This is a genomic window from Amycolatopsis cynarae (assembly GCF_026802195.1).
Classification (GTDB): domain Bacteria; phylum Actinomycetota; class Actinomycetes; order Mycobacteriales; family Pseudonocardiaceae; genus Amycolatopsis_E; species Amycolatopsis_E rhizosphaerae.
Genome location: NZ_CP113836.1, coordinates 1,655,243 through 1,677,069, shown reverse-complemented (window position 1 = coordinate 1,677,069; position 21,827 = coordinate 1,655,243). Strand labels below are relative to the sequence as shown.

The following is a 21,827-nucleotide window of genomic DNA, read 5'->3' as shown; positions in this document are numbered from 1 at the left end:
AGTGTCGTCGGTGGCGAAGGGTCGTCAGGCGGGTTCGGCGTTGAGGGCATGTCCGGCGGGGCCGCGGGTGTGAAGCCACGCGGGCAAGACGGTCAGCGCGGCGACGGCCAGCGTGCCAGGTGAGCACCGCGGTGACCATGACAGTGGTGGCGGCCGTGCCCGCGGACGCCAGGGCGGCACGGCCTGGGCGGCGGGCCAGCAGCCGGAGACCGAGCAGGAGCGACGTCGGCAGATGCGCCGTCACGGCGGCCAGCCCGAGCGTGGTGGCAAGGACGGTCAGCAGCAGGTACTGCGCCAGCAGGACGGCCGTGACGGGTCCGGCGCCGACGGCCTTGAGCAGTGCGGCACGCCGGTTGTCGCGGCCGGCGCGTTCGCCGGCGAGCGCGGTGAGGGTGACGATCGCGGCGACGGCGAGCAGCTACCCGCCGACGACCAGAGTGGGCCGGGTGAACTCGATGATGGCCTTGTCCGTCCGGAGGACGTCCTGCCAGTAGTGGTAGTCGAGCCGGCCGTCGGGATCGATGGCCCGTATGGCGGCGGACTTGCCGAAGCCTTCGGTCGCATCGGGGTCGGACAGTTTGAGGTAGATCAGGGAGACGCTGGGAGCGTCACCCGCGGCCGCGTGAGCGCCGGCGGTGGTGAGCCAGACCATGCCCCCGGGATCGGACGGCCCGGCCTGCGCCGGATCGCCCCACGGATACACCCCGGTGGCGGCGCTGATCGCGGTTCCGACGATGGGGTAGCTGCGCCCGCCGACGGTGATGCTGTGCGCTCGGCGGCCAGGTGGACGGGGTGAGCGCGGCGTGCGGGCTCGGCCGCCGCTCCCCAGACCAGGCACGTCGAGTGGCGCAGCGCATGGCGGAGAGCGACACGAGCATCCTCTTCTGCTCCGGGCGCATCACTGCATCGTCGCCTGGTCGCCGACGCGCTTTCACAATCTCTTGCAGGTCGCTCGTGCAGTCCGACATTCGGTGGCGCTCACCCGAGTTGACGGTCGAGGTTGTAGGCGGCACTGATCAGCGCCAGGTGCGTGAAGGCTTGGGGGAAGTTGCCGAGCTGCTCGCCGGCCGGCCCGATCTCCTCTGAATACAGCCCGACGTGGTTCGCGTAGCCGAGCATCTTCTCGAAGGCCAGCCGCGCCTCGTCGAGCCGCCCGGCGCGGGCGAGCGCCTCGACCCACCAGAAGGAGCACATCGAGAAGGTCGCCTCTCTGCCGGCGAGCCCGTCGGGCGACGCGTCGACGTTGTATCGGTAGACAAGGCTGTCGGAGACCAATTCGGAGGTGATGGCGTCGAGTGTGGAAATCCAGCGCGGGTCGGTGGGTGCGACGAACTTGCACAGGGGCATGAGCAACACGGAGGCGTCGAGCACGTCGGTGTCGTAGTGCTGGACGAAGGCCCGGGCGGAGGGATGCCAGCCGTGCTCCATGATCTGGTGGTAGATGCGATCGCGGACCGCACTCCAGCGGGGGATGTCGCCGGGCAGGCCCCGTTGGCGGGCGATCCGGATGGCGCGCTCGACCGCGACCCAGCTCATCAGTCGGGAGTAGGTGTAGTCGTGCCGTCCACCGCGCGTCTCCCAGATCCCCTCGTCGGGTTGGTCCCAGTGGCCCATGAGCCATTCGAGGGTTCGGGTGATCTCGATCCAGCCGTCGTGGTAGATGGGCAGGCCGTACTTGTTGCACAAGTAAAGGGAGTCCACCAGCTCGCCGTAGATGTCGAGCTGCAGTTGGGTTGCCGCCCCGTTGCCGATCCGCACCGGCGCCGAGCCCATATAGCCCTCGAGGTGTGAGAGCTCCTCCTCGGGCAGGTCCTCGCGCCCGTCGATGCTGTACATGATCTGCAGCGGTCCGGACTCGCGGGCGGCCGCGTCGCGGACGCGCCCCTCGAGCCAGTTCATGAACGCGCCGGCCTCCTCGGTAAACCCGAGCCTGAGCAGCGCGTAGAGCGTGAAGGCGGAGTCGCGCATCCATGTGTAGCGGTAGTCCCAGTTGCGTCCGCCGCCGAGCACCTCGGGCAGACTGGTGGTGGGCGCGGCGACAATCGCGCCGGTGGGCGCGTACGTGAGCAGCTTGAGTGTGAGCGCCGAGCGATGCACCATCTCGCGCCAGCGCCCACCGTAGCGTGAGCGGCGCAGCCAGCGCCGCCAGAATTGCGCGGTGAAGTCGAACGCGGCCGCAATGTCGGCATCGGAGTAGGGCACCGGCAGCTGGCCGGGCTCGATGCGTTCGAGCACGAAGGCGGCGGTCTCACCGGCCCGGAGGGTGACGCACGCGCGTACGTCACCGTCGACGATCTCGATAGGGCAGCGCGTCGAGAGGCTGAGTTCCAGCTCGGACGTGCCGAAGTGCGCGCCGTGCGGGGTGAGCGCGACCTCGTGACGGGCGCGCGCGTAGTCGAAGCGGGGCGCGACGTCCACCACGAATCGCATTTCTCCGCGCACGGCAAGCACCCGCCGGATTATCCGGTGGCGGTGCGCGGACTCGACGGTGCTTGGCGGGGGCATGAAGTCCTGCACCTCGCCTACCCCGTGGGGCATCAAGAACCGGGTGATGAGGATGTTGGTGTCGGGGAGGTAGAGCTGCTTGGAGCTCCAGCCTTCGTAGCCGGGCGAGATCCGGAAGACACCCCCACGCTCGGCGTCGAGGATTGCGGCGAAGACGCTCGGTGCGTCGAAGCGCGGGCAGCAGTACCAGTCGATCGTCCCGTCGGTGCCGACGAGCGCGACGGTGTGCAGGTCGCCGATCAGGCCGTGCTCGGCGATGGGCAGGTAGCGCGCCCGCGGTCTTTGCGGAGGCCCATCGGACACGGCGGCTGTCGCGGGACCAGAACGCACGTCGCGTGCCATCGATACGCGTCCCTCCGATACGCGTCCTCGTCGCTTACGGGACGAGGACGATCTTTCCCTTCTCCGCTGAGCTCTCGAGCATCTCGTGCGCGTGACGCGCTTCAGTGAGCGGCAGGCGCTTGGCCACCACCGGGTGGATCTTGTCGGCACGAAGCAGCTCGACCAGCACCGCGAAGTCCTCCCGGAAGTGCTCCGCGTTCATCGGCTCCCCGCCGACTGCTCCGTCTCGCCTCGTCGCCTTGTCGCGGTACTTCTGGACGTGGTAGGCGTACACGTGCCGGCGAGGCGACACCTTGTCCCACAGCCAGACGGTCGCGATCGCGACGTACCACTTGAATACCGCCTGCCAGTCCTTGTGCCCTTCCTTGATCGTGCTGTAGCGGCCGAACACCACCAGCCTTCCGCCCGGCCGCAGCGCCCGGAACGAGCGCCGGGAGATCGGCCCACCCAGGCTGTCGACGACAACGTCCACGCCGCCGGCCTCCTGACGAACGCGCGCCAGGAAGTCCTCGTTCTGATAGTCGATCGCCACCGCGCCGAGCGCCTCGACCTTGGCTCGGTCGCGAGCGGCTGCGGTCCCGTAGAGGCGGAGCCCAGCCTCCCTTCCCAACTCGAGAGCCGCAACGCCGACCCTGCCCGCCGCGCCGTGCACCAGGACCCTCTCCCCGGACTTCACCTTGGCCGTGCGATGGAGCACTTGGTAGGAGGTCATGTACGGGAACAGCAAACTCAGGACCTCCCCCGGATCGAGGTCCTCGGGAACGTCCACGGCGCCGGACTCCGGCACACAGACGCGCTCCGCGTCCGCGCCCCAGACGGTCAGCGCGCCGACACGGTCACCCACCCGCGCCCTCGAGCAACCCGGCCCGACCTCTTCGACGACGCCGACAAGCTCGTACCCCGGCGTGAACGGCGGCTTCGGGGCGCCAGGGAGGTACGTCCCAGCGCGCAACTGCGAATCGGTGAACGACACCCCCGCTGCCAGAACCTTCACGAGCACCTCACCCGGCGCCGGTCGAGGAACCTTCTCCTCAACCACCTTCAGCACCTCGGGCCCCCCGAAATGGTCAACAACCACCCGCTTCATCGCAAGCCTCCTTTGCGACGCCCACGGCGTTCTGTCAAGGCGCATACTCCACCGCGTCGGTCGCCGGCACGAGGGCCATTGGACCCTGACGGCGTCAGAGCCCATCACTCACAGTGCCCATCCCGCCGGACCATCACAGGGTTCTGGCGGAACCAGCGCAGGGCCAGCACCGCTTGCCGGAAGCAGGTCAACACCCGCGACCCCCCTGCGGGTACCACGCCGACGCCGCTCGGCCCGCAGCAGCCGACTCACATACAGGGCCAGTTCCCGCGGCACGTCGAGCATGGCTCGATAGGCAATCACGTGGAATCCTTCGGTGAAGATCTTCTTTGGCGAGACGTCTTCTACCAGGGACTCCACGCCCCCTCATTACAGGATCAGCCAAACCACCACACCGGCTTGCACAACGCCGACCACCCAACACGATCTTGGTGAGATCACGTCAATGTAGTCCAATCTTCGCCGCAGTTGTGGACCAGTATCGGCGAGATGCCTGTTAGGACATAATGCGTGTGGATCTGATCGGTGGTGAGGTTGTAGGTACCGATGATACCGGCGTGCCGGAGGATCCCGATCACGAACATGTGGATGTTTCCCGGGCTGCCGAGGAGATCCTTCCTTCCATTCCTGGAGTCACAAGACAAATCTTGCAAGGATCCAGGACTGGAGACTTTGAGATATCAATCAACGAGAGATGGATCAGAACGATGAGCCGCCACCAGAAATCCCTGATCGTCAAAACTTAGGAGAACTCCAGACCCGGAGATTAGCCACCAGTACTCACCAGCAACAAATGGTTCGCACCGCACCACCCTCTCGACTTTCCGACGGAGGTGGCTCATGAATTCCGACATGCTCGGTGTAGTCGCTTCATCACCCGATCCGATCGGCGATGGCAACACCATCGCCAAACCAGACGGCTCCACGGCGAGATGCCAAAGAATCCCATCCCCAGAAAATCCCAACTGCAGATCACCATAGGCACAGATCGCAGGAAGCTCCCCAGTGACGCCGTCCGGTGTGCCCATTATCCCCAGAACCTCACACACTGACGCACCCACAGTGAGCGACCCCAGGCGGCCCGTGCCGGCAAATTCAAAGACCTTTTCCACGTCGCCCATCAGCAATCCCTCTCAGATACGGCTAACAGTAGCAGTTCGCCGCCAGAGAAACGACCTCCCCGGCGGCGAACCACACAAAGTTTACGAACTCCCTCCACTGAGAGTGTTTACGAGATTCCGCGGAATGGCAGGAATGACTCTGCTCGAAGTATTCATGCCCCTCCTGCGCCTGCACCAAAGCCTTGGCGCGGAATGCAGGGTCCTGAAACTCCTTCTCAACCTGAGCAATTTCCTTTCGGCGAGATCAACACTACCACCAAGATTTCTGTTAGGACCTCTAACGCTCCGGATGAAGGTCCGGCGGGATGGACACCAATGTCTCGATCATCGACGACGCGGCGACCAGTGCCCCGTCGGAGGTACGGCTGTAGGTGCGGGAAACCGGTGTACCGGCGGCGTCGAGCGTGTTGGTCACCTTCACCCCGCCCCGGCAGACCCTGCTCGGTAATCTGGCCATCAGGACCGTAACTGGCGGTGATGGTCCCGGCGACGCTGTCCGTCATCGACGTCAGTAGGCCGCGTGGTTCGGCCGAGCGGTCGTAGGTGAAGGTCTGGGTGCTGCCGAGAGAATCAGTGACCTTCGCGGGCTTGCCGAACCGGTCGAACTCGGTAGCCGTCCAAGCGCCGTCCGCGGCGGTGTAGCGGGTCAGCACCGACGGGCCCATACCTGCGTGCCATCAGGACTCGACACCTCCGGCCACGGCGGTCAGTCCGGTCTGCCGCTGCATCTGCCGCCGGGATTCAGCAGATTGTTGCGGGAAGCGATCGCTACCGCTTCGAGCTTTGAGTGGGCGTCGAGTTTGGTGAGCACGCGTTGCACATGGTTGCGTACCGTGTTGACACTGAGGTGCAACTCGTTGGCAATGCTCTGGTTGGACAGGCCGGCACTGATCAGGTCGAGAACCTCGACCTCGCGGTGGGTCAGATCGCTCCCGACCGACGGGGTCCGCCGACCGATCAGACCGCCGGCCACGTCGGGCGAGATCGGTGTCTCGCCCCTTAAGACCGCCCCGACCGCCGCGATGACAGCGGCCACGTTCTGTCGCTTCGTGACGAAACCGTCACAGCCGGCGTCCATTGCCTCTTGCAGCACGCTGCGTTGGTCGGCGGCGGTCAGCATCAGCACACGGGTCCGCGGCGCGCGTCGCCGGACGGCCGCAATCCCGCCGGCCCCGCTCCCAGCCGGCAGGTGGTGGTCGAGGACAACGACGTCGGGCGAGGTGGCGGCGACGGAGTCGAGCGCCTCGGCGAGAGTCCCGCAGCACCCAATGACGTCCATCCCGCTAGCTGTCAAGGCTTCCCCGAGCAGCTCAGCGAAAACCGGATGGTCGTCCACGAGCAGCACGGTCGGCGCCGCTCGCGATGTTAAGGTTGCCTGAGCTACGGCCGGGGGTATCCGCCGCGCCGCCGGCTCGCTGCGCAGGTTACGACGAGGTGACATGTCATGCACGAGATCCTCCGGTCCGACGTCGCCACCGGGTTCGCCCCGGAGGAAGTCCGAGTGGTCCGCGTCGGCGAGGTCCCGTCGTTGCGGCAGTCGTCGCCGGATCTTCCCATTGTTGCGCTGGTCCGGTCGAGTTCACCAGGCGAAATTATCGCGGCGCAACTGGCCGGAGCCGATGTCGTCCTGGCTTGCGCCGACGGGGAAAGGCCCGCACCGGACGATCTGGCGGCCGCGTGCGCGGCTGCCAGAGTGATGGCCGCCAGGGCGGCCGTCCAGCGCGGTGAGACGCGACGGGCGGCCCATGAGATCGCAGGCAACGCTTCCGCGGTCTCGATGGCTGCCCAGCTTCTCGCTGCCGAAGTGCCCACGAAGTCTTTGCAACTGCAGACACTGGCGGAACAGGGTGCCGAACTCGCATGGCGTGCCGGGCGAGCGGCCCGATCCGGTCGTTCACCATTGGTGCAGTTGGACATGGTCACGGCAGTCCGCTCGTTGTGCCGGAATTCGCGCCCAGGCGAGGTGGTGCCCACGGTCGATGCCGTCGGTTGCCGGTCCATCCGAGTGCTGGTGGACCGGGTCCGGTTCGCGCGGGCGATCACGAGTGTGCTGGACAACGCGCGACGGGCCGGGTCGACATCCATCGAAGTACGGATACGCCGTGGCTCGCTCGCTCGGAACACGGTGGAGCTCACGGTGACCGACAACGGTCAGGGACTGCCGGGCGATTGGGACGAGGGCAGAGCGCTGCGGCCGTTCACCACGGGCTGGGCAACTCCTGGCGATGGACTCGGACTGACCGAGGCCGCGGAGTTCGCCGCTGATCATGGTGGCACCCTGACGGTCGAGTCCCGCGCGTGCGCGCCGGGGGCCGTGGTGCGGCTGCAGCTACCTGACGCTACGCCACACTCCCGGGGGCAGCGGGCCCCGATCGCCTCGCCGTCTTCGGACGGTGACTGGGCGGTCGCCCGAATTCTCGAAGGCATCGCACGTCGCGATCCGCTCGAACAAAGCCTTCAGGCACTGATCACGGCGATGGAACAGCACCTGCCGGGGAGCACCTGCTCGATCCTGCTGCTCGACCAGTCGGCCGGCACATTGCATCACGGTGCAGGTGAGCGTCTTCCGGCACCGTACCGCTCGGCGATCGACGGAGTGCGCGTCGGCCCCTTCGCCGGCTCGTGTGGCACGGCCGCTTTCACTCGCAGTGAAGTCATCGCGGCCGACATCGGTACCGACGAGCGGTGGATCGACTACCGTGCCATCGCGTTACCTCATGGGCTCAGGTCCTGCTGGTCGACACCGATTCTCGACGTCGATCGGGGGATCGTCCTCGGTACGTTCGCGGTGTATCACGCGGTCAGCTGGGTGCCCGACGCAGCGGCGACGGAACTCGTCCAGCGCCTGACCCACGTGGCCGCGATCGCGATCGGTACCGCCGAGCTGCACGAACACCTGCTCGAGAGTGAGGCACGATTCCGCAGTACCTTCGAAACGACCGGACTGGGGATCGCGCTGGTCAACCTGGACGGTCACATTCAGCAGGCGAATGCGGCGTTCTCGGCCATGGCCGGCCGGGCAGTCACCGGTCTGCGGCTGGCCGACGTGGTGGATCCCGGCGACGCGCGGGCGGTCGCGGCGGCGATGTCGGCCATGTCGGATCGGCAGTCAGGGCCCGGTGTGCTCGGCGACCGGCTGCCCTCCGCGGAAGTGCGGGTTTGGGTTGCCGGGCAGGAGGAGCCGCTGTGGGCAGCGCTGAGCGGATCGCTCATCCGCGGCCGCGACGGCGATCCGCGACACTTCTGCGTGGAATTGTTCGACCTGACCGAGCGCCGACGGGTGGCCCAGGCATACCAGGACCGCGCGATTGCCGAGGCCGCCAACCACGCGAAGAGCGAGCTGCTCGCCTTGGTCAGCCACGAGCTGCGGACACCACTCAACGCCGTCATCGGGTTCGCGCAGCTCCTCGACGCGAACAGGTTGACCAAGCAGCAGGAGCGAGATGGCGTGGGCCACATCCTGAGCGCTGGGCGGCATCTCCTGAGGCTGATCAACGACCTGATAGACCTGACCGGCGCGGAGAGCGGTCAGCTGCGGCTTACGCCAGAACCCGTCGCACTATCGCACGCCGTGCGCGAGGCATTGGAGATCGTCGCCGGGCTGGCCGACGAACGATCTGTCAAGCTGAGCGGTCCCGACGACGTACCGGAGGAATGGGTCGAGGCGGATCCCCAACGGCTGCGCCAGGTTCTGCTGAACCTGATCGGCAACGGCATCAAATTCACCCCCGCGGGCGGACGGGTGACGATCGGACTCGAGCGCGGCGCGATCGTGGTGACAGACACCGGGCCCGGCATTGATCCAGAGCAGCTCGAACAGCTTTTCCTGCCCTTCCACCGCGCGAGCGAGACAGGCGCTGAGGGATCGGGACTTGGCCTGGCCCTTTCGCAGCGGCTGACCGCGGCGATGGGCGGGCACCTCACGGTTGCAAGCGAACTCGGCGTCGGCAGCACCTTCCGGGTGGAACTGGCCGCATGTGCGCCGAAGCACGCCAACCCAGCACAAACCCGAGATGCGGTCTCGGATCACGAACCTCGGGGGCGCGTCCTCTACCTTGAGGACGATCCAGCGAGCCGGCTGCTGCTCTCGTCGGCCCTGTCTCGGTGGCCGACGGTAACGCTCGACCTGGCGGCCACATGCGCGGAAGCGCGGTCGCTGCTCGCGAAGAGCCCGGCCGACCTGCTGCTGATCGACATCGGCCTGCCCGACGGCAACGGTTGGGAGTTCGTGCAGGAACTTGCCGCGCATACGAACGGATATCTCCCACCAACCCTCGTCGTGACGGCCGGCCCCCGCACCGCGCCGCCGGCTTTGGCTGACGTCGAAGTCTTCGGCAAACCGTGGGTGGTCAACGAGATCCTCGGGGCGATCAGCCGTCGGCTGACGTCGAGCGCGCCGCGCTGACCTCGACCAGGATCGCCAGGAACTCGGTGATATCGAAGGGTTTGGGCAGACACGCGTCGGCGCCGGCCGCCCGCGCTCGTTCCAGATCCTCGACGCTGGTCACGCCGGTCAGCGCCACGACCGCGACACGGTCGTGCGCCGGATCCGCCCGGATCTTGCTGATCAGGCGGTACCCACCGTCTCGCTGGGCGCCCATGAGGAGGTCGGTGACCACGACCGCAGGGGGTGTCCCCTCAGCTAGCAGCCGCAGGCCCCCAGTGACGTCCACGCTCGTCCGTACCCGGTGGCCTGCCGACTCCATGACCAGCCTCAGCAATTCCAAACCTGCAGCGTCGTCGTCGACGGCGACCACGTCCACCTCTGGCCACCTCCTCCTTCCGCGCACCACCACCCTAAATGGCGCGGTGAGTGCGGAGATGGTGCGAATGCACCAGTCGCAGGTGATGCGATGAGCCCTTCTGCGGCGCCAGACGCGTCCCTAGCGTGATCCCCATCATATCCGGCAGTGGTTAGCGGAGGACCCAGTGGGACGAGTCGAGGGCAAAGTCGCCCTGATCACCGGCGGCGCACGTGGCCTGGGTGAGGCGACGGGTCGAGTCATGGCTCAAGAAGGTGCGACGGTCATCCTCACCGATGTCCTGGATGCCGAGGGCGAGGCAGTCGCCAAGGACATCCTGGCCAACGGCGGCAAAGCCGCCTACTTGCACCAGGACGTCACCGACGAGGCGGTGTGGGCCGCGATCACCGATCGGATCGTGGCAGAGCACGGACGTCTCGACATCGTGGTGAACAACGCCGGTATCGTCCTTGACGCAACCGTCGAGGACACGACCCTCGAGGGCTGGCGTCGGGTGAACGGTATCAACAACGAGGCGGTCTTTCTGGGGACGCGAGAGGCCATCCGGGTGATGAAGGCGCAGGACCCGAAAGGCGGATCGATCGTCAACATCTCCTCGATCGCCGGTCTCGTCGGGATCGACAACCTGGCCGCATACAACGCCTCGAAAGGCGCAGTGCGGCTCTTCACGAAGTCCGCGGCGCTGCACGTCGCCAAGTCGGGTTACGGCATCCGCGTCAACTCGGTGCACCCCAGCTACACCTGGACGCCGATGGTCCAGCACCTCGGTGACAACACCGGTGACCGCGACGCGTTCTACCAAGCGCTCGCCCAGGCACACCCGATCGGCCGGCCCGGCCAGCCGATGGACATCGCCTACGGCGTGCTCTACCTCGCCTCTGACGAGGCGTCCTGGGTGACCGGCTCCGAGCTGGTCATCGACGGTGGGATCACGGCGGCCTGACCTCGCGTCGCGGGCCGGGCATGCCGGACGGCATCTCGGCCCGCGACGTCGGTGTTCCCGCCGACGGCCACCGCATCAAACCCGCTGTCCCTGCGCCGAGCACCAGGACGGCGCCCTGACGATCTCCGCAGAGGGAGTCCGATGACCTCCGGTTCATTGACACTGCGCGACCTGTTCGTGCCCGCGCTCGACCGTTTCGCCAGCCAGCCTGCCGTCACCTCGGAGGGCATCACGCTCTCCTACCGCGAGGTCGTCGAACAGGCCAACGGATTGGCTCGATTCCTTCACGACAACGGGATCTCTCCAGGCACGCCGGTCGCGCTCATGATGGGCAACGGAGTCGAGTACGTCGTCGCCGACCAGGCGGTGCTGCGGTGTGGCGGCGCGAAGGTGCCGCTCAATGACATGCTCGGCCGCCGCGAGTCGCAGTACATCCTGCGCGACAGCGGAGCCGTGGTCGCGATCGCGACTCCCTCGCAGCTGCCCAACGCCCGTGCCGCGCTGGCCGATCCCGAGATTCCGCTGCGCACGCTCGTGATCGTCGGTCCGGCACCGACACCGTGCCCGCCGGGCACGGTGTCGTGGGAAGCAGCCATCGGGCACGGTGCGGCGACCCCACCCGAGGTCGCGGTCGCGCCGTCCGACGTCGGTTTGATCATCTACACCGGGGGAACCACTGGTGAACCCAAGGGTGTCGTGCACACCCAGCAGGGACTCGCGGTCAACGTGCTCGGCCACGTCGTCGAAATCGGGTTCGGCGACGACGAACGGCTTCTGCTCACCTCGCCGCTTCCTCATTCGGCGGGGTTCCACCTGCAGGCCGGGATGGTGAAGGGCGCGCACTCGTTCGTCGAGCCGGGCTTCTCTCCCGGGATGGTCGTGGAGCGTATCGAGCGCGACCGCGTGACATTCCTGTTCGCCGTGCCGACGATGATCTACCGGCTACTCGACCATGTCGCGACGATCTCTCGCGAGCGCGACCTCGATTTTTCGGCACTGCGGACGATTCTGTATGGCGCGGCACCGATCACCCCGGAGCGGCTCACCCAGGGCCTGGCGACTTTCGGTCCGGTTTTCATGCAGCTCTACGGTCAATCCGAAGCGCCGAATTTCATCACCCGGCTGACTCGCGAAGACCACGACCCCACGAAGCCGCAACGCCTGACCAGTTGCGGCCGCCCGGTCGCCCTCGCGCGGGTTCGCATCGTCGACGACGAAGGCAACGAATGCCCTACCGGAACCGTCGGCGAAGTCATTGCCCGCACGCCGTACACGATGATCAGGTACCACGGCCTGCGGGAGAAGACGGCGCAGACCGTCCGGGACGGCTGGCTGCACACAGGCGATCTCGGCTGGGTCGACGACGAGGGCTATCTCTACCTCGTCGACCGCAAGAACGACATGATCATCACCGGCGGGATGAACGTCTATTCCAGCGAGGTCGAGAACGTCATCGCCCAGGTCGACGGCGTGGGCCAAGTCGCCGTCGTCGGAATACCGGACCCGGTGTGGGGAGAAGCAGTCGTCGCGTTCATCGTCGCCTCCCCCAACCGCACCATCGATCCGGATGTCGTTACGGCCCACTGCCGAGAGCAGTTATCCCGCTACAAGGTCCCGAAGAAGGTGAGGCTTGTCGAAACCCTGCCGCTGACCGCAGTCGGCAAGCTCGACAAGAAGGTCCTCCGGACTATTGATTCTCCACGCTGATGCAGTCATCGACAAACCATTCCAGGTGCCAAGGAGGACGTCAGTCATGAAGCTCGCTCTCTACCTGCCGAACTTTCGGGACAAAGTGACCGTCCGGGAGCTCGAAGACCTCACCAAAACCGCCGAGCAGCTCGACTTCGACTCGGTGTGGACGCTCGACCGGATCGTCGTCCCGGAAGCTTCCGACCGCGAGGAACTCCAGTACTCGTTCGGCATGATGGACGGTTTTCCCAAAGGCCTGCCGGTCTCCGCGCGAGGCGAGTTCCTCCAGGGGATGCCCCTGATTCCCTGGCTGGCCGCGAAGACGACCAACGTCCGGATCGGCATGAGCATCATCGACACCCCGTTCCGTGCGCCCGGAGTCCTCGCCGCGGAGCTCGCGACCATAGACCACCTCTCGAACGGCAGGCTCAACGTCGGCGTAGGGGCCGGCTGGATGCCCGAGGAGTTCGCCGCCGCGAGCGCCTCGCACATCTACCCGAAGCGGCACAAGCATGTGCGCGAGACGATCGAGATCATGCAGGGCATCTGGACCAACGAGCTCTTCGAATACCACGGAGAATTCGCCGACTTCGACAGTTGCGGGTTCGGTGCGAAACCCGTGCAGGATCCGCATCCGCCGATCTACTTCAGCGGACTCAAGGATCCGAAGCGTTCAGCTCTGCGCATCGCGAAATATGGTCTGTCGGGCTGGATCGGAATCCAGGACACGCCAGACGAGCTCAGCCGGTGGCGCGGCGCCATCCAGCAGGAACTCGAAGAGATGGGCAGCTCGCGGCGGGTCGACGAACTCGACATCTGCAGCATGCTCTGGTTCGTCATCACGGACGAAGAAACGGATCAGTCACCGAACGGCAAACTCACCAACCTGCTGGTGGGAACCGCCGCACAGCTCACCGACCGGCTCAAGCGGTACCAGGAGGCCGGGCTCACGATGCCGCTGCTGTGGCCGCCGTTCCAGGACGTCCCGGTCGCCAAGACGCTCGACGACCTCAAACGATTGAAGGAAGAGATCCTGCCGAAGGTCGACGCCCAGTAGCCATTTCAGCGGCGTTCCCGAGTGCCGGTGCGGAGCCGAGCTGGCGGTGCACCCCTATCAGACCGTTGTTCCCATGCCGACGCCCACGTTGCGTTTCACCAGCGAGACCTCTTCGGGCGATCTCGTCGTTTCCACGAATTTCATCGGGATTCCGGCCGTATCGTCAGGAGCGATACGGCCGGTATCGGCCTTATGTGGCGCTGCGGAAGCCGCACATCATGGTCGAATTCGCGACCGAACACCGCCGCCGCGTCGCGACGGAAGCGGCGTCCGCGAGGTCCAGCCGGACGCTGCGGAGCTCGGCATCCGGTACGGCCAGGCGGATCCCGTCACACGCGGCCGCGGCCCTTTCGGGATGCCGGCACGCCGGCACCACGTGCGCTCCCTTTTCGGCGAGCATCCGCGCAGTCTCGAAGCCGACCCCCGAATTGGCGCCGGTGATCACGGCGATGCGATCTCGCTGGTCGGGGATGTCGGCGGAAGTCCGCGGCATGATCACTTTCCTTTTCGCCGCGGAGGGAACGACGCGAAAGGCTAGCGGTCGGAGCCGAGGCCGCGGGTCCCCGTTTCGCGAACATGCGGCGTAGCTCGCCGGAGGGACATCGGTCACTGCTTGTCGTGGACGACGTGCGCGACCGCGCGCAGGGCACCGATCGGGTCCTCGCCCATCGCGTGCAGGCCGACGTGATCCGCGCCCGCCGTCAGCTCCGCGTGGACGCCGGCCGCGACAGCCCCCTCGTCGCCGTGCAGCACGAGCTCGTCGATCAACCGGTCGCTGAACGGCTCGGTGAGGTCCTGATCGGTGTAGCCGATCCGCCGGAGGTTGGTGGCGTAGTTGGCGATGCCGAGGATCGGCCGCACGCCCGCGCGGGCGGCCTCCCGGGCCCGTTCGGCGTCGGTGTCCAGCACCACGCCGTGGCCGGGCACCACCAGCTTGTCTGGCCCGAGAGCCTTCCGGGCGCGCCGGGTGTGCTCGGGCGTCACCTGGAGGGTGAGCGTGCCCGCCGCGCGTTCGGCCGCCAGCCGGAGCATCTTCGGGCCGAGCGCAGCCAGCAGCACGCGGTCGGCGGGAACACCGGCCGCGGCCAGGACGTCCAGGTAGCTCGCGACCTTCGGCACGGGCGAGGTGTATCCGGCGTTGATCTCCCGATGGCCGGCACCGATGCCAATGAGGAGCCGATCGGTGTACTTCGCCTCGATTCGGTGGTAGGAGTCCGCGACCTCTTCGGCGTTTTCCTGCCACACGTTGAGCACACTGGTGCCGACCACGATCCGGTCGGTGGCGTCGAGCAGCCGCTCTGCCGCGAGGAGGTCAGCGGCTGGCGACGCGGCCAGCCAGATCGCGCTGTAGCCGGTGTCTTCCAGTGCGACGGCGTCCGCCGCGGTCGCGTCCGCCGCGGTCAGGTAGGCACCGAGTGGTCCGAGTTCGATCGTCATGATCACGACTTCAGCACCAGGGAGTGACGCGCGCCAGCAGCAACCGGTACGCGCTGCGATAAGCTTTGCTTATCGTCGAAGCCGGACCGGGTGGGCACCATGGAGCTGCGGGCACTGCGCTATTTCGTCACCGTCGCCGACGAACTGCACTTCGGCCGGGCCGCCGAGCGGCTGCACATCGCGCAGCCCGCGGTCAGCCAGCAGATCGCCCGACTGGAGCGGGAACTCGGCGTCCGGCTCCTCGACCGGTCACCGCGGCGGGTCCGGCTCACCGCGGCCGGGCGGCGGGTGCTCGACGCGGCGCGCACCACGCTCGCGGCGGCCAACCAAGTGCAGCTCGCGGCGCAGCAGGTCATGACAACCGTGCGCATCGGCACCGCCGCCGGCATGACCGCCCGGCTGGAACGCGGGATCGACGCCCTCCGCGCGCGGGCGCCCGAGTTCGACGTCGTGCTGGTCGATCTGCCGGTCGAGGTCCGGCTCAACGCGCTCCGGCAGGGCGAGCTCGACCTGGCGCTGACTCGCGGCGCGCGGTCCGTGCCGGGGCTCACGGTGCTGCCGACCTGGACCGAACGCCTGTTCGCGGTGGTGTCGAAGCACCACCCAGCCGCGCAGCGGAGCGCCGTCGGCCTCGCCGACCTGGCCGGCGACACGCTACGCGTTCCCGCCCACGAGCATGACACCGTGGTCGCGGCACTGCGCGATGCCGGGCTGCACCGGAGAGCGGGCCGGCCGACCGGCACGCTGCAGGACACGATCGTCGAAGTCGGCTCGGAGCCGCGGAGCTGGACGGTGCTGCCCGCCGACCAGGTCGCCGAGATCCGCTCGTCGCGGGTCCGGGCGATCCCGCTGGAGCCGGCGATCACGATCACCGGTTGCATCGTCGTCGGCGCGGAAAACGCGGGCAACGCGGCGGAATGCGCGGTCGCGGCCTTTCGCGACGACGCCACCGGCTGACCCGGCACCGTCCACACCAGACAGGTTCGCCAACCACAGCGACCGGTCAGCCGCCCCGGTGTGGAGACGGTCACGATGGCCTGCACCGTCCGGTTCGGCTGTCTGCAGTCCTGGCGCCGCTGCCGGACGGTGTTCGCGGTTCCCGCGACGCGACCGGCCCGGCCGGCGCCGGTCAAGGTCAGGATGTTCATGCCAGGGCGTCACGTTGCTGAGGCATCAGACGAAGAAGGCGTTCATTCCCGGTACGTCATCGGCGAACGTTTCGATCTCGGCGATGCGTCCATCGCGTAGCCGGCAGACCGTGGCGAGGTGTTCGCCGAGGACGACATCGCCACGGTGGCCGGTGTTGTGCTGTAGCAGTGCCAGGTTGTCTCGGCTTGTCAGCAGGCGTTCCAGCCGGAATTGGACGCCGTAGTCGGCCACTTTCCGCATCTGGGCGATGACGGCATCAGCACCGACCGTGGTGCCGGACAGGGCGTGGTCGCCAGGCAGGGTCCAGGTTGCGTCGTCATGCAGCAACGTGCGCAGGGTCGGCCAGTTTCCAGCCAGCAAGGCGGCGTAGGCGCGGCTGCCGAGGTCGTGTGCGGTTGTGTTCATTGTGCGTTCCTCACCGGGTGATCGTGGTTCACTACGTCGGGATGGACGGGGCGTGGAGTAGGGCGGTGACCGGACCGAGCCGGGTGTGCGCTCACGCGGTTGCCGTGGACCATCGGGCCGCGTGGTCCCGGACGAACTGTTCGAACGTGCGGGCCGGCCGGCCCGTCAGGTCGGGCACCACGGTGCTGACCACGTCGTCGCGGCCCGATCGGGCACCGGCATCGGCCCTGGCGTAGATCGCGGCGAATTCTGGGGAGAACCCGACGGTTTGCAGGTCCGCGGCCAGCGCATCCTCGTCGGTGTGGACCACCCGGACCAGCTTTCCGGCGGTCGCGGAAATGACCGCCGCCGCTTCGGTGTAACTCAGGGCCTGGGGGCCGGTGAGCAGGTAGTCGCGTTGATCCACCTCGGTCTCGGTCCGATCAGTCACCAGCAACGCGGCGGCGCAGGCCGCGACGTCGCGTACATCGATCCACCCCACGCGGCCCTCACCACTGGCGGTGCGAATTTCGCCGTCTCGCAGGATTTGCCGCCCCACTGGATGCGGGCTGAGGAAATTCTGCATGAACCCGGACGGACGCAGCACGATTCCGCCGGGCTGGTCGCGGACGCGAGCAGCCAGTTCTGGTGCGCGGGACTGCAGAGGAACAGCGGAGCTCAGCAACACGACTGTGCGCACGCCACGACGGTAAGCTTCGTCCAGGAAGGGAATCACAGGGCCCGCCGGGTCGGCGGCGTTCGGCGGGGTGACAAGGAAGATCCGGCCCTGCCCGTCCAGCGCGGCGGCCTGGGTGTCGCGATCGAACCAGTCGAAGGGCACCGCGTCCGGGTCTTCGGCGGCCGGCGCGCGGCTGGCCACCCGCACCGGCACGCCGCGACCGCGCAGAAGCGTAACCAGTTCTCGGCCGACCTTGCCGGTCCCGCCGGTCACGAGAACACCAGGTCCCGGATCATCCGCAGGCCGGTGGTACCGGGTGTCGGCCGCAGCAGTAGGCACAATGTCTCCTTCGGTGTCTTCACGGACCCTGGGCCTGGGGGTGGGACGTCGTCAACGCGCTGGCGGGTATCGAACGGGGAGCACCACCACGCCCATAGTTCGATGGTTAGCTAAGCATCGATAGGGAGGACCGTACGCTATAGTTAGATGAGCGTCAAACGAAGGAGTGGAGGTCTCCGTGTCACGAACGCTTCCCGGACCTTCGATCGAGTCGCTGGATCTCACCATGATCCTGAGCGCACTCGCCGAACCGGGCAGACGGGCGATGATGACCGAGCTCTACCGGCACCTGGAACCGGTTGACTGTGCGGTCGTGGTGGAGAAGGTCGATCTGGGTCTGAGCAATGCGACAATCTCGCACCACTGCCGTGTCTTGAGAGAGGCCGGGCTGGTCAGGACAGTCGCAGAAGGACGACGTCGCATCATGGCGGTCCGTCGGGACGAGGTGGAAAAACGCTTCCCCGGGCTGCTCGACGCCGTCCTCGCCTTAGGAGGAAGCTCCTGACCAGCGAACGTCACGCCCTCGCGGGTGCGGAGGTGGCCGAGGTTGCCCTCGGACTCGGCCACCTCGCCAGGGTCTAGAGGAACGAACAGGACAGCCGGTTTGGACAGATCGGCGAGGTTTGTCTGGGCCTCGGCCGTGTCGCAGGCGACACGGCCGAACTTGGTGCCGGTCACGATCGACCCGTTCCACACCGTTGAGGTCAGTTCAGTGGCGTTCGTCATATTTCACAAAGGAAAGGCCATTAACGCGACCCATATGCCCTTGGGTCAACGCCGATCCGTGATCGTCTCCTGATTTTCTCCTTCACCCCCTTGTTGACCTCTCGTCAGACCACAATGGACAGCCGATCGAGATCCACAACCGAACGCAAAAAAGCCCGCCGACCTGGGCTTTCGCCCAGAGCCAGCGGGCTCTTCAGACCTTCGGGACGACAGGATTTGAACCTGCGACCCCTTGACCCCCAGGGTCGCTTCCGCAATTCTTTGGACTACGGAAACAGAGAAACCCCAGCGTAAATCGGGTCCTTTACTCGGTTCGCTGTACTTCGCGGTATCACCAGAAAGTCCAACTCTCCTGATTTCTCCTTCTCCCACTGTATCCGTTTGCGCCAAGCCTGCCGAGGGCTTGGTCTACCCCTCGTCGTACAGCCATCTCAGGTACCATTCACGAAAGTCCGGGCCGGGCGTCAGGCCGCCGTCGCTTGCACGGTCGTCGAACCACACCTGCCCGCGAGATTTCGGTAGCCCTTTATGAGATTACAGAGAACTGCTCGAAATACTCCACCCAGCACACTCCGCCACAACTCGCGCAATCTGCCGTCGTTTCCCGTAATTTGAGCGGATCCTAGAGAGGCGTTCAGCGTAGACTTCCACAACATCGACTCCCTGATCGGAAAGGAGGCGAATATCCCCATCTCGCCAGATTTCCTCAACTCCTCGCAGAGTCGTCTTAATTCCCTGAAACTCTACCCTTGAGTATCCACCGCCGGAATTTAACAGGTCATCGCAGGAATCCCAAAAGTTCCCCACACTTGACCTGATCTTCCACTCTCGATCGCTTGCGGGCAACCCTTGCGACGCCACCAGAATCGCTACACCAGCAGCTGTCGATTGAAAATAGGTCGGCGCGGACGAGTTCTCGAGGTGGCCAATCTCACTTCGCCAACTCCTCAGCGAAGTGACCTTCTCCGCATTTCCAGGAAACCCTGGAGCACTACACCCTGCAACTATGTCATCGATCTCTGCCAGGCCTGCGGCCCCGGCAACCTCAAGGATGGGCCGCATCCTGGCGAGAGACAGCCCTCCTATCAAACTCCACAAGTCCATCAGCCGCCGTCCCCTAGAACTAATCGCCATGGCATGTTTCCAGTACTCAATACCCGGCGCCCTTGCCGATCGGGCTCGGCAACGCCTGGACTTGCTGCTTCCTCTAATCACACAGGGCACATTCTAGTGCCTCAACGTTGGTCGTTGTGACATAGAGACGTTCGCGGTACTCGCCGGAATTCCGGGAGGCGGCCGAGCGACGGTCACCCCGCCGACGAGGAGGAATTGCCGGTTTCGGACCGTGCGCGGCTGAAAGAGTTGGAGCGGCGCGTCCGGGAACTGGAGCAGGAGAACGAGTTCCTGGGAAAATCGGCGGCCTTCTTCGCGAAGAACAACAGGCGACCGGCAGCGGGAAACGGAATATCGATCGCCTCCCGCGGCAAGCTCCCGCAGTCCAGAGTCGCCACATGCGTGAGCAGCCCCTCCGGCCATACCGGCCACGGCATCCCTACCGGCCACGGCATCCCTACCGGCAACGACGGGTTACCGCCCAAGTGGCCCACGGCCACCCCACCGCCCGCGGAGACGAGACGTACCGCTGGACGCAGCAACGCGGTCCAGGTTTCGGCAACCGCTTGCGGCGGCCGTAGCCGCGCAATCTCACCGAGCTGATCTACGTGATCGAGCACTCCCGCATCCTGCCAGGCGACCACCAGCCACTCCCCCTCGGCCACTCCCCGATCACCATCCCAATCCGCCATCTTGCAGCATCGATCCGCTGACGTTGCCGTCAACTACTGCCGCCAGAACCTCCCAGCCCGCAAAGTGACGGCCCCACCGGCGATAAGACCGTTGGGGCCGCCACTTTGCGCGTATCGGGAATATCACTGACGCCAGCACCCCAAGGCGATGGCAACAAAAATCCCGAACAGAGCAGCTGAGAACTTCCGAGAAATCTCGGACTACATCCCCAAGAAGCGAGGGTGGTATTCCGGTCGCCCACAAGTCAGAATCCTACGAAGCTCGCGCACAATCTCACCCATATCGACTTCCTCGCTCACGAACTGAAACTCGTACTCAGAGTCCGCCAGGCGAAGGTCGCGGACAGCTCCCTCCGTGAAGACAACCCTAATTACATTACCTTTCAACTCAATCTCGCTCACGCAACCAAATCGAGTGAAACCACCCTCGTTCGACACACAGTAGCTCTCACCCTCAGGCCAGTTACTGTTTTCCTCGTACTCGTTTCTCCGAAGGTCGCACTGGAAGTGGAAGGCTCGTCCTCCTCCGTCCTCCGACTCCGCAATCCCCACCAGGAGCAGAGGAGGCTCCTCCTCGACACCGGCCGCTCGGGCAACGATCGAGATCACTTAACTCTCCTACCCATTTGGTCCACGCCACCAGAATTGTCGAACTCCACTGTCATCAAGCCAGCTATAGACCCAGTTCGTTCGAGTGTTGGCGGCCGCCTCCTCCATCGCAACTTGGCACCAGCTACACGGGGGCAACTGCCCTTCAACGTAGTAGGTATCACCTTCAATGGCCGGAGCCCGACCCAGTAGTGGATCGCCGCCAGCCTTCCAGTACGGCCAAGGAGATCCGGCGACGCGAGTTGCACGCGCCTCCGTGTGAGTCGCCATGCCACCCTTCCACGGCCCCTGCGCCTTCTCTGCTGGCATCCCACGACCCGCATAGTAGGTGCCAGGATTTGCTCCACGCGCAAGGGACTGTCTCGGTAACGGTGTCTCCAGCCTGACGCGCCGGATGTAGGTCCGGCGGGATGGGCACTGTGAGTGATGGTCTCTGATGCTATGAGCACAGACCGGAAGAAGATCAACAAGTCGGGGCGGTCGTTGTCGCCGGAACAGGCCGCCGCCGTGGAGATGGTGGCGTTGGCCCGGGAGAAAGGGCTGGACCTGACCGGCCCGGACGGGCTGCTGAAGCTGTTCACCAAGAACGTGTTGGAAACAGCGTTGAACGAGGAAAAGGCCGCTCATCTCGGGCATGAGAAGAACCGCGCCGGGGCAGGTCGTGAGTCGGGGAATGTGCGGAACGGGTATCGGGTGAAGACGGTGATCTCGGATGCGGTCGGTGGTATCGAGATCGCGGTGCCGGCGGACCGGGAGGGCGCTTTCGAGCCGGAGATCGTGAAGAAGCGGCAGCGGCGCCTGGGCAGTGTGGACGAGGTTGCGCTGTCGCTGTATGCGAAAGGGTTGACTGCCGGGGAGATCTCGGCGGGAACGCATGCTGAGGCCACCCTCCACCGGTGGCAACAGATCCATGCTCTGCTCAAGGCCGGAGTCGGGCTGCTGGACTGCTCACGCCGTCTCGGCCTGACGCTGAACACAGTCAAGCGGTACGCCCGCGCGGCGACACCGGAGCGCATCCAGCGAGTCCCCAAGTACCGGGCCTGCATGGTCGACCCGTACCGGGACCACCTACGCGGAAGGAAGGCCGGGGTGTGGCAGCGGCTGCATGTTGGCCAGGCTCAACACCGGGATCAAGGACGAGCTCTCAGGACGAGGCGCGCGGCGGCATCCGCCAAGGAAAGCCGCTGCGCGC

The 21,827-nt window shown here is 66.0% G+C and carries 21 protein-coding genes and 1 pseudogene; 7 read left to right on the top strand and 15 right to left on the bottom strand.

The features are described from left to right. Positions 1-418 precede the first annotated feature (418 nt). The 7 genes from ORV05_RS08240 to ORV05_RS08210 all read right to left on the bottom strand — a co-directional run bounded on the left by ORV05_RS08240 (position 419) and on the right by ORV05_RS08210 (position 6,391). Positions 419-838, bottom strand: coding sequence for a hypothetical protein (locus tag ORV05_RS08240; protein WP_268757845.1), 420 nt, complete (start codon positions 836-838; stop codon positions 419-421). Positions 839-978: 140 nt separating this feature from the next. After that, the gene (locus tag ORV05_RS08235; RefSeq protein ID WP_268757844.1) at positions 979-2,847 is read right to left on the bottom strand and encodes a glycoside hydrolase family 15 protein; all 1,869 of its coding nucleotides are present in this window, start codon (positions 2,845-2,847) and stop codon (positions 979-981) included. Between the two features lie 34 nt (positions 2,848-2,881). Continuing rightward, positions 2,882-3,934, bottom strand: coding sequence for a medium chain dehydrogenase/reductase family protein (locus ORV05_RS08230; protein ID WP_268757843.1), 1,053 nt, complete (start codon positions 3,932-3,934; stop codon positions 2,882-2,884). 108 nt (positions 3,935-4,042) lie between these two features. Further along, positions 4,043-4,294 (bottom strand): hypothetical protein, encoded by a 252-nt coding sequence (locus tag ORV05_RS08225; RefSeq protein WP_268757842.1) that lies wholly within the window; start codon positions 4,292-4,294, stop codon positions 4,043-4,045. A gap of 320 nt (positions 4,295-4,614) precedes the next feature. Then, on the bottom strand, positions 4,615-5,055 hold the full coding sequence (locus ORV05_RS08220; RefSeq protein WP_268757841.1) for a hypothetical protein: 441 nt from the start codon (positions 5,053-5,055) through the stop codon (positions 4,615-4,617). Positions 5,056-5,332: 277 nt separating this feature from the next. Then, positions 5,333-5,512 carry a hypothetical protein gene (locus tag ORV05_RS08215; RefSeq protein ID WP_268757840.1) on the bottom strand — a complete coding sequence of 60 codons (180 nt, stop codon included), beginning with the start codon at positions 5,510-5,512 and terminating at the stop codon, positions 5,333-5,335. 249 nt (positions 5,513-5,761) lie between these two features. Further along, positions 5,762-6,391 carry a response regulator transcription factor gene (locus ORV05_RS08210; RefSeq protein WP_268757839.1) on the bottom strand — a complete coding sequence of 210 codons (630 nt, stop codon included), beginning with the start codon at positions 6,389-6,391 and terminating at the stop codon, positions 5,762-5,764. A gap of 108 nt (positions 6,392-6,499) precedes the next feature. Between ORV05_RS08210 and ORV05_RS08205 the strand changes: the two genes are divergently transcribed. Then, complete coding sequence (locus ORV05_RS08205; RefSeq protein ID WP_268757838.1) at positions 6,500-9,460, top strand: ATP-binding protein; 2,961 nt, start codon at positions 6,500-6,502, stop codon at positions 9,458-9,460. Here ORV05_RS08205 and ORV05_RS08200 read toward each other — a convergent pair. Then, a complete protein-coding gene (locus ORV05_RS08200) occupies positions 9,426-9,818 on the bottom strand; it encodes a response regulator (RefSeq protein ID WP_268757837.1) in 393 nt (130 codons plus the stop codon). The genes ORV05_RS08205 and ORV05_RS08200 overlap by 35 nt on opposite strands. A 166-nt stretch (positions 9,819-9,984) precedes the next feature. Between ORV05_RS08200 and ORV05_RS08195 the strand changes: the two genes are divergently transcribed. The 3 genes from ORV05_RS08195 (at position 9,985) to ORV05_RS08185 (ending at position 13,507) form a co-directional block, all read left to right on the top strand. Continuing rightward, entirely contained in the window at positions 9,985-10,761 is a 777-nt protein-coding gene (locus ORV05_RS08195; RefSeq protein ID WP_268757836.1) for a glucose 1-dehydrogenase, read from the top strand. Positions 10,762-10,902: 141 nt separating this feature from the next. Further along, the gene (locus tag ORV05_RS08190) at positions 10,903-12,468 is read left to right on the top strand and encodes an AMP-binding protein (protein WP_268757835.1); all 1,566 of its coding nucleotides are present in this window, start codon (positions 10,903-10,905) and stop codon (positions 12,466-12,468) included. Between the two features lie 46 nt (positions 12,469-12,514). Continuing rightward, the gene (locus tag ORV05_RS08185) at positions 12,515-13,507 is read left to right on the top strand and encodes an LLM class flavin-dependent oxidoreductase (protein WP_268757834.1); all 993 of its coding nucleotides are present in this window, start codon (positions 12,515-12,517) and stop codon (positions 13,505-13,507) included. A gap of 190 nt (positions 13,508-13,697) precedes the next feature. Here ORV05_RS08185 and ORV05_RS08180 read toward each other — a convergent pair whose 3' ends face one another. Beyond that, positions 13,698-14,000, bottom strand: coding sequence for an SDR family NAD(P)-dependent oxidoreductase (locus ORV05_RS08180; RefSeq protein WP_268757833.1), 303 nt, complete (start codon positions 13,998-14,000; stop codon positions 13,698-13,700). 113 nt (positions 14,001-14,113) lie between these two features. Further along, positions 14,114-14,944 (bottom strand): TIGR03620 family F420-dependent LLM class oxidoreductase, encoded by an 831-nt coding sequence (locus tag ORV05_RS08175; protein WP_268757832.1) that lies wholly within the window; start codon positions 14,942-14,944, stop codon positions 14,114-14,116. A gap of 99 nt (positions 14,945-15,043) precedes the next feature. Here ORV05_RS08175 and ORV05_RS08170 point away from each other — a divergent pair, with 99 nt between their 5' ends. After that, positions 15,044-15,901 carry a LysR family transcriptional regulator gene (locus ORV05_RS08170; RefSeq protein ID WP_268757831.1) on the top strand — a complete coding sequence of 286 codons (858 nt, stop codon included), beginning with the start codon at positions 15,044-15,046 and terminating at the stop codon, positions 15,899-15,901. A gap of 216 nt (positions 15,902-16,117) precedes the next feature. Here the strand turns inward: ORV05_RS08170 and ORV05_RS08165 are convergent, their stop codons facing one another. Together ORV05_RS08165 and ORV05_RS08160 are read right to left on the bottom strand one after the other, a co-directional pair. Next, on the bottom strand, positions 16,118-16,498 hold the full coding sequence (locus ORV05_RS08165; RefSeq protein ID WP_268757830.1) for a nuclear transport factor 2 family protein: 381 nt from the start codon (positions 16,496-16,498) through the stop codon (positions 16,118-16,120). A gap of 91 nt (positions 16,499-16,589) precedes the next feature. After that, a complete protein-coding gene (locus tag ORV05_RS08160; RefSeq protein ID WP_268757829.1) occupies positions 16,590-17,429 on the bottom strand; it encodes a Rossmann-fold NAD(P)-binding domain-containing protein in 840 nt (279 codons plus the stop codon). A gap of 244 nt (positions 17,430-17,673) precedes the next feature. On the opposite strand from ORV05_RS08160, the gene ORV05_RS08155 reads away from it, so the two are divergent. After that, a complete protein-coding gene (locus tag ORV05_RS08155) occupies positions 17,674-18,000 on the top strand; it encodes an ArsR/SmtB family transcription factor (protein WP_268757828.1) in 327 nt (108 codons plus the stop codon). A gap of 1,528 nt (positions 18,001-19,528) precedes the next feature. Here the strand turns inward: ORV05_RS08155 and ORV05_RS36470 are convergent. From ORV05_RS36470 to ORV05_RS36465, 3 genes are all read right to left on the bottom strand, one after another. Next, positions 19,529-19,999: a DUF1963 domain-containing protein gene (locus tag ORV05_RS36470; RefSeq protein ID WP_407652723.1), complete on the bottom strand. Its 471-nt coding sequence runs from the start codon at positions 19,997-19,999 to the stop codon at positions 19,529-19,531. 228 nt (positions 20,000-20,227) lie between these two features. Next, positions 20,228-20,635 carry an Imm10 family immunity protein gene (locus ORV05_RS08145; RefSeq protein ID WP_268757827.1) on the bottom strand — a complete coding sequence of 136 codons (408 nt, stop codon included), beginning with the start codon at positions 20,633-20,635 and terminating at the stop codon, positions 20,228-20,230. 9 nt (positions 20,636-20,644) lie between these two features. Further along, the gene (locus ORV05_RS36465; RefSeq protein WP_407652722.1) at positions 20,645-20,743 is read right to left on the bottom strand and encodes a hypothetical protein; all 99 of its coding nucleotides are present in this window, start codon (positions 20,741-20,743) and stop codon (positions 20,645-20,647) included. 333 nt (positions 20,744-21,076) lie between these two features. Here ORV05_RS36465 and ORV05_RS08140 point away from each other — a divergent pair. Beyond that, positions 21,077-21,502, top strand: a pseudogene (locus ORV05_RS08140) (transposase); the annotation flags it as partial. Positions 21,503-21,827 lie beyond the last annotated feature (325 nt).

Bases quoted from the DNA above. Each gene is read 5' to 3' on its own strand.
- ORV05_RS08235 (WP_268757844.1), bottom strand. From the start codon at position 2,847: ATGGCACGCGACGTGCGTTCTGGTCCCGCGACAGCCGCCGTGTCCGAT.
- ORV05_RS08230 (WP_268757843.1), bottom strand. From the start codon at position 3,934: ATGAAGCGGGTGGTTGTTGACCATTTCGGGGGGCCCGAGGTGCTGAAG.
- ORV05_RS08220 (WP_268757841.1), bottom strand. From the start codon at position 5,055: ATGGGCGACGTGGAAAAGGTCTTTGAATTTGCCGGCACGGGCCGCCTG.
- ORV05_RS08215 (WP_268757840.1), bottom strand. From the start codon at position 5,512: ATGGCCAGATTACCGAGCAGGGTCTGCCGGGGCGGGGTGAAGGTGACC.
- ORV05_RS08205 (WP_268757838.1), top strand. From the start codon at position 6,500: ATGCACGAGATCCTCCGGTCCGACGTCGCCACCGGGTTCGCCCCGGAG.
- ORV05_RS08190 (WP_268757835.1), top strand. From the start codon at position 10,903: ATGACCTCCGGTTCATTGACACTGCGCGACCTGTTCGTGCCCGCGCTC.
- ORV05_RS08185 (WP_268757834.1), top strand. From the start codon at position 12,515: ATGAAGCTCGCTCTCTACCTGCCGAACTTTCGGGACAAAGTGACCGTC.
- ORV05_RS08180 (WP_268757833.1), bottom strand. From the start codon at position 14,000: ATGCCGCGGACTTCCGCCGACATCCCCGACCAGCGAGATCGCATCGCC.
- ORV05_RS08175 (WP_268757832.1), bottom strand. From the start codon at position 14,944: ATGACGATCGAACTCGGACCACTCGGTGCCTACCTGACCGCGGCGGAC.
- ORV05_RS08170 (WP_268757831.1), top strand. From the start codon at position 15,044: ATGGAGCTGCGGGCACTGCGCTATTTCGTCACCGTCGCCGACGAACTG.
- ORV05_RS08165 (WP_268757830.1), bottom strand. From the start codon at position 16,498: ATGAACACAACCGCACACGACCTCGGCAGCCGCGCCTACGCCGCCTTG.
- ORV05_RS36465 (WP_407652722.1), bottom strand. From the start codon at position 20,743: ATGGAGGAGGCGGCCGCCAACACTCGAACGAACTGGGTCTATAGCTGG.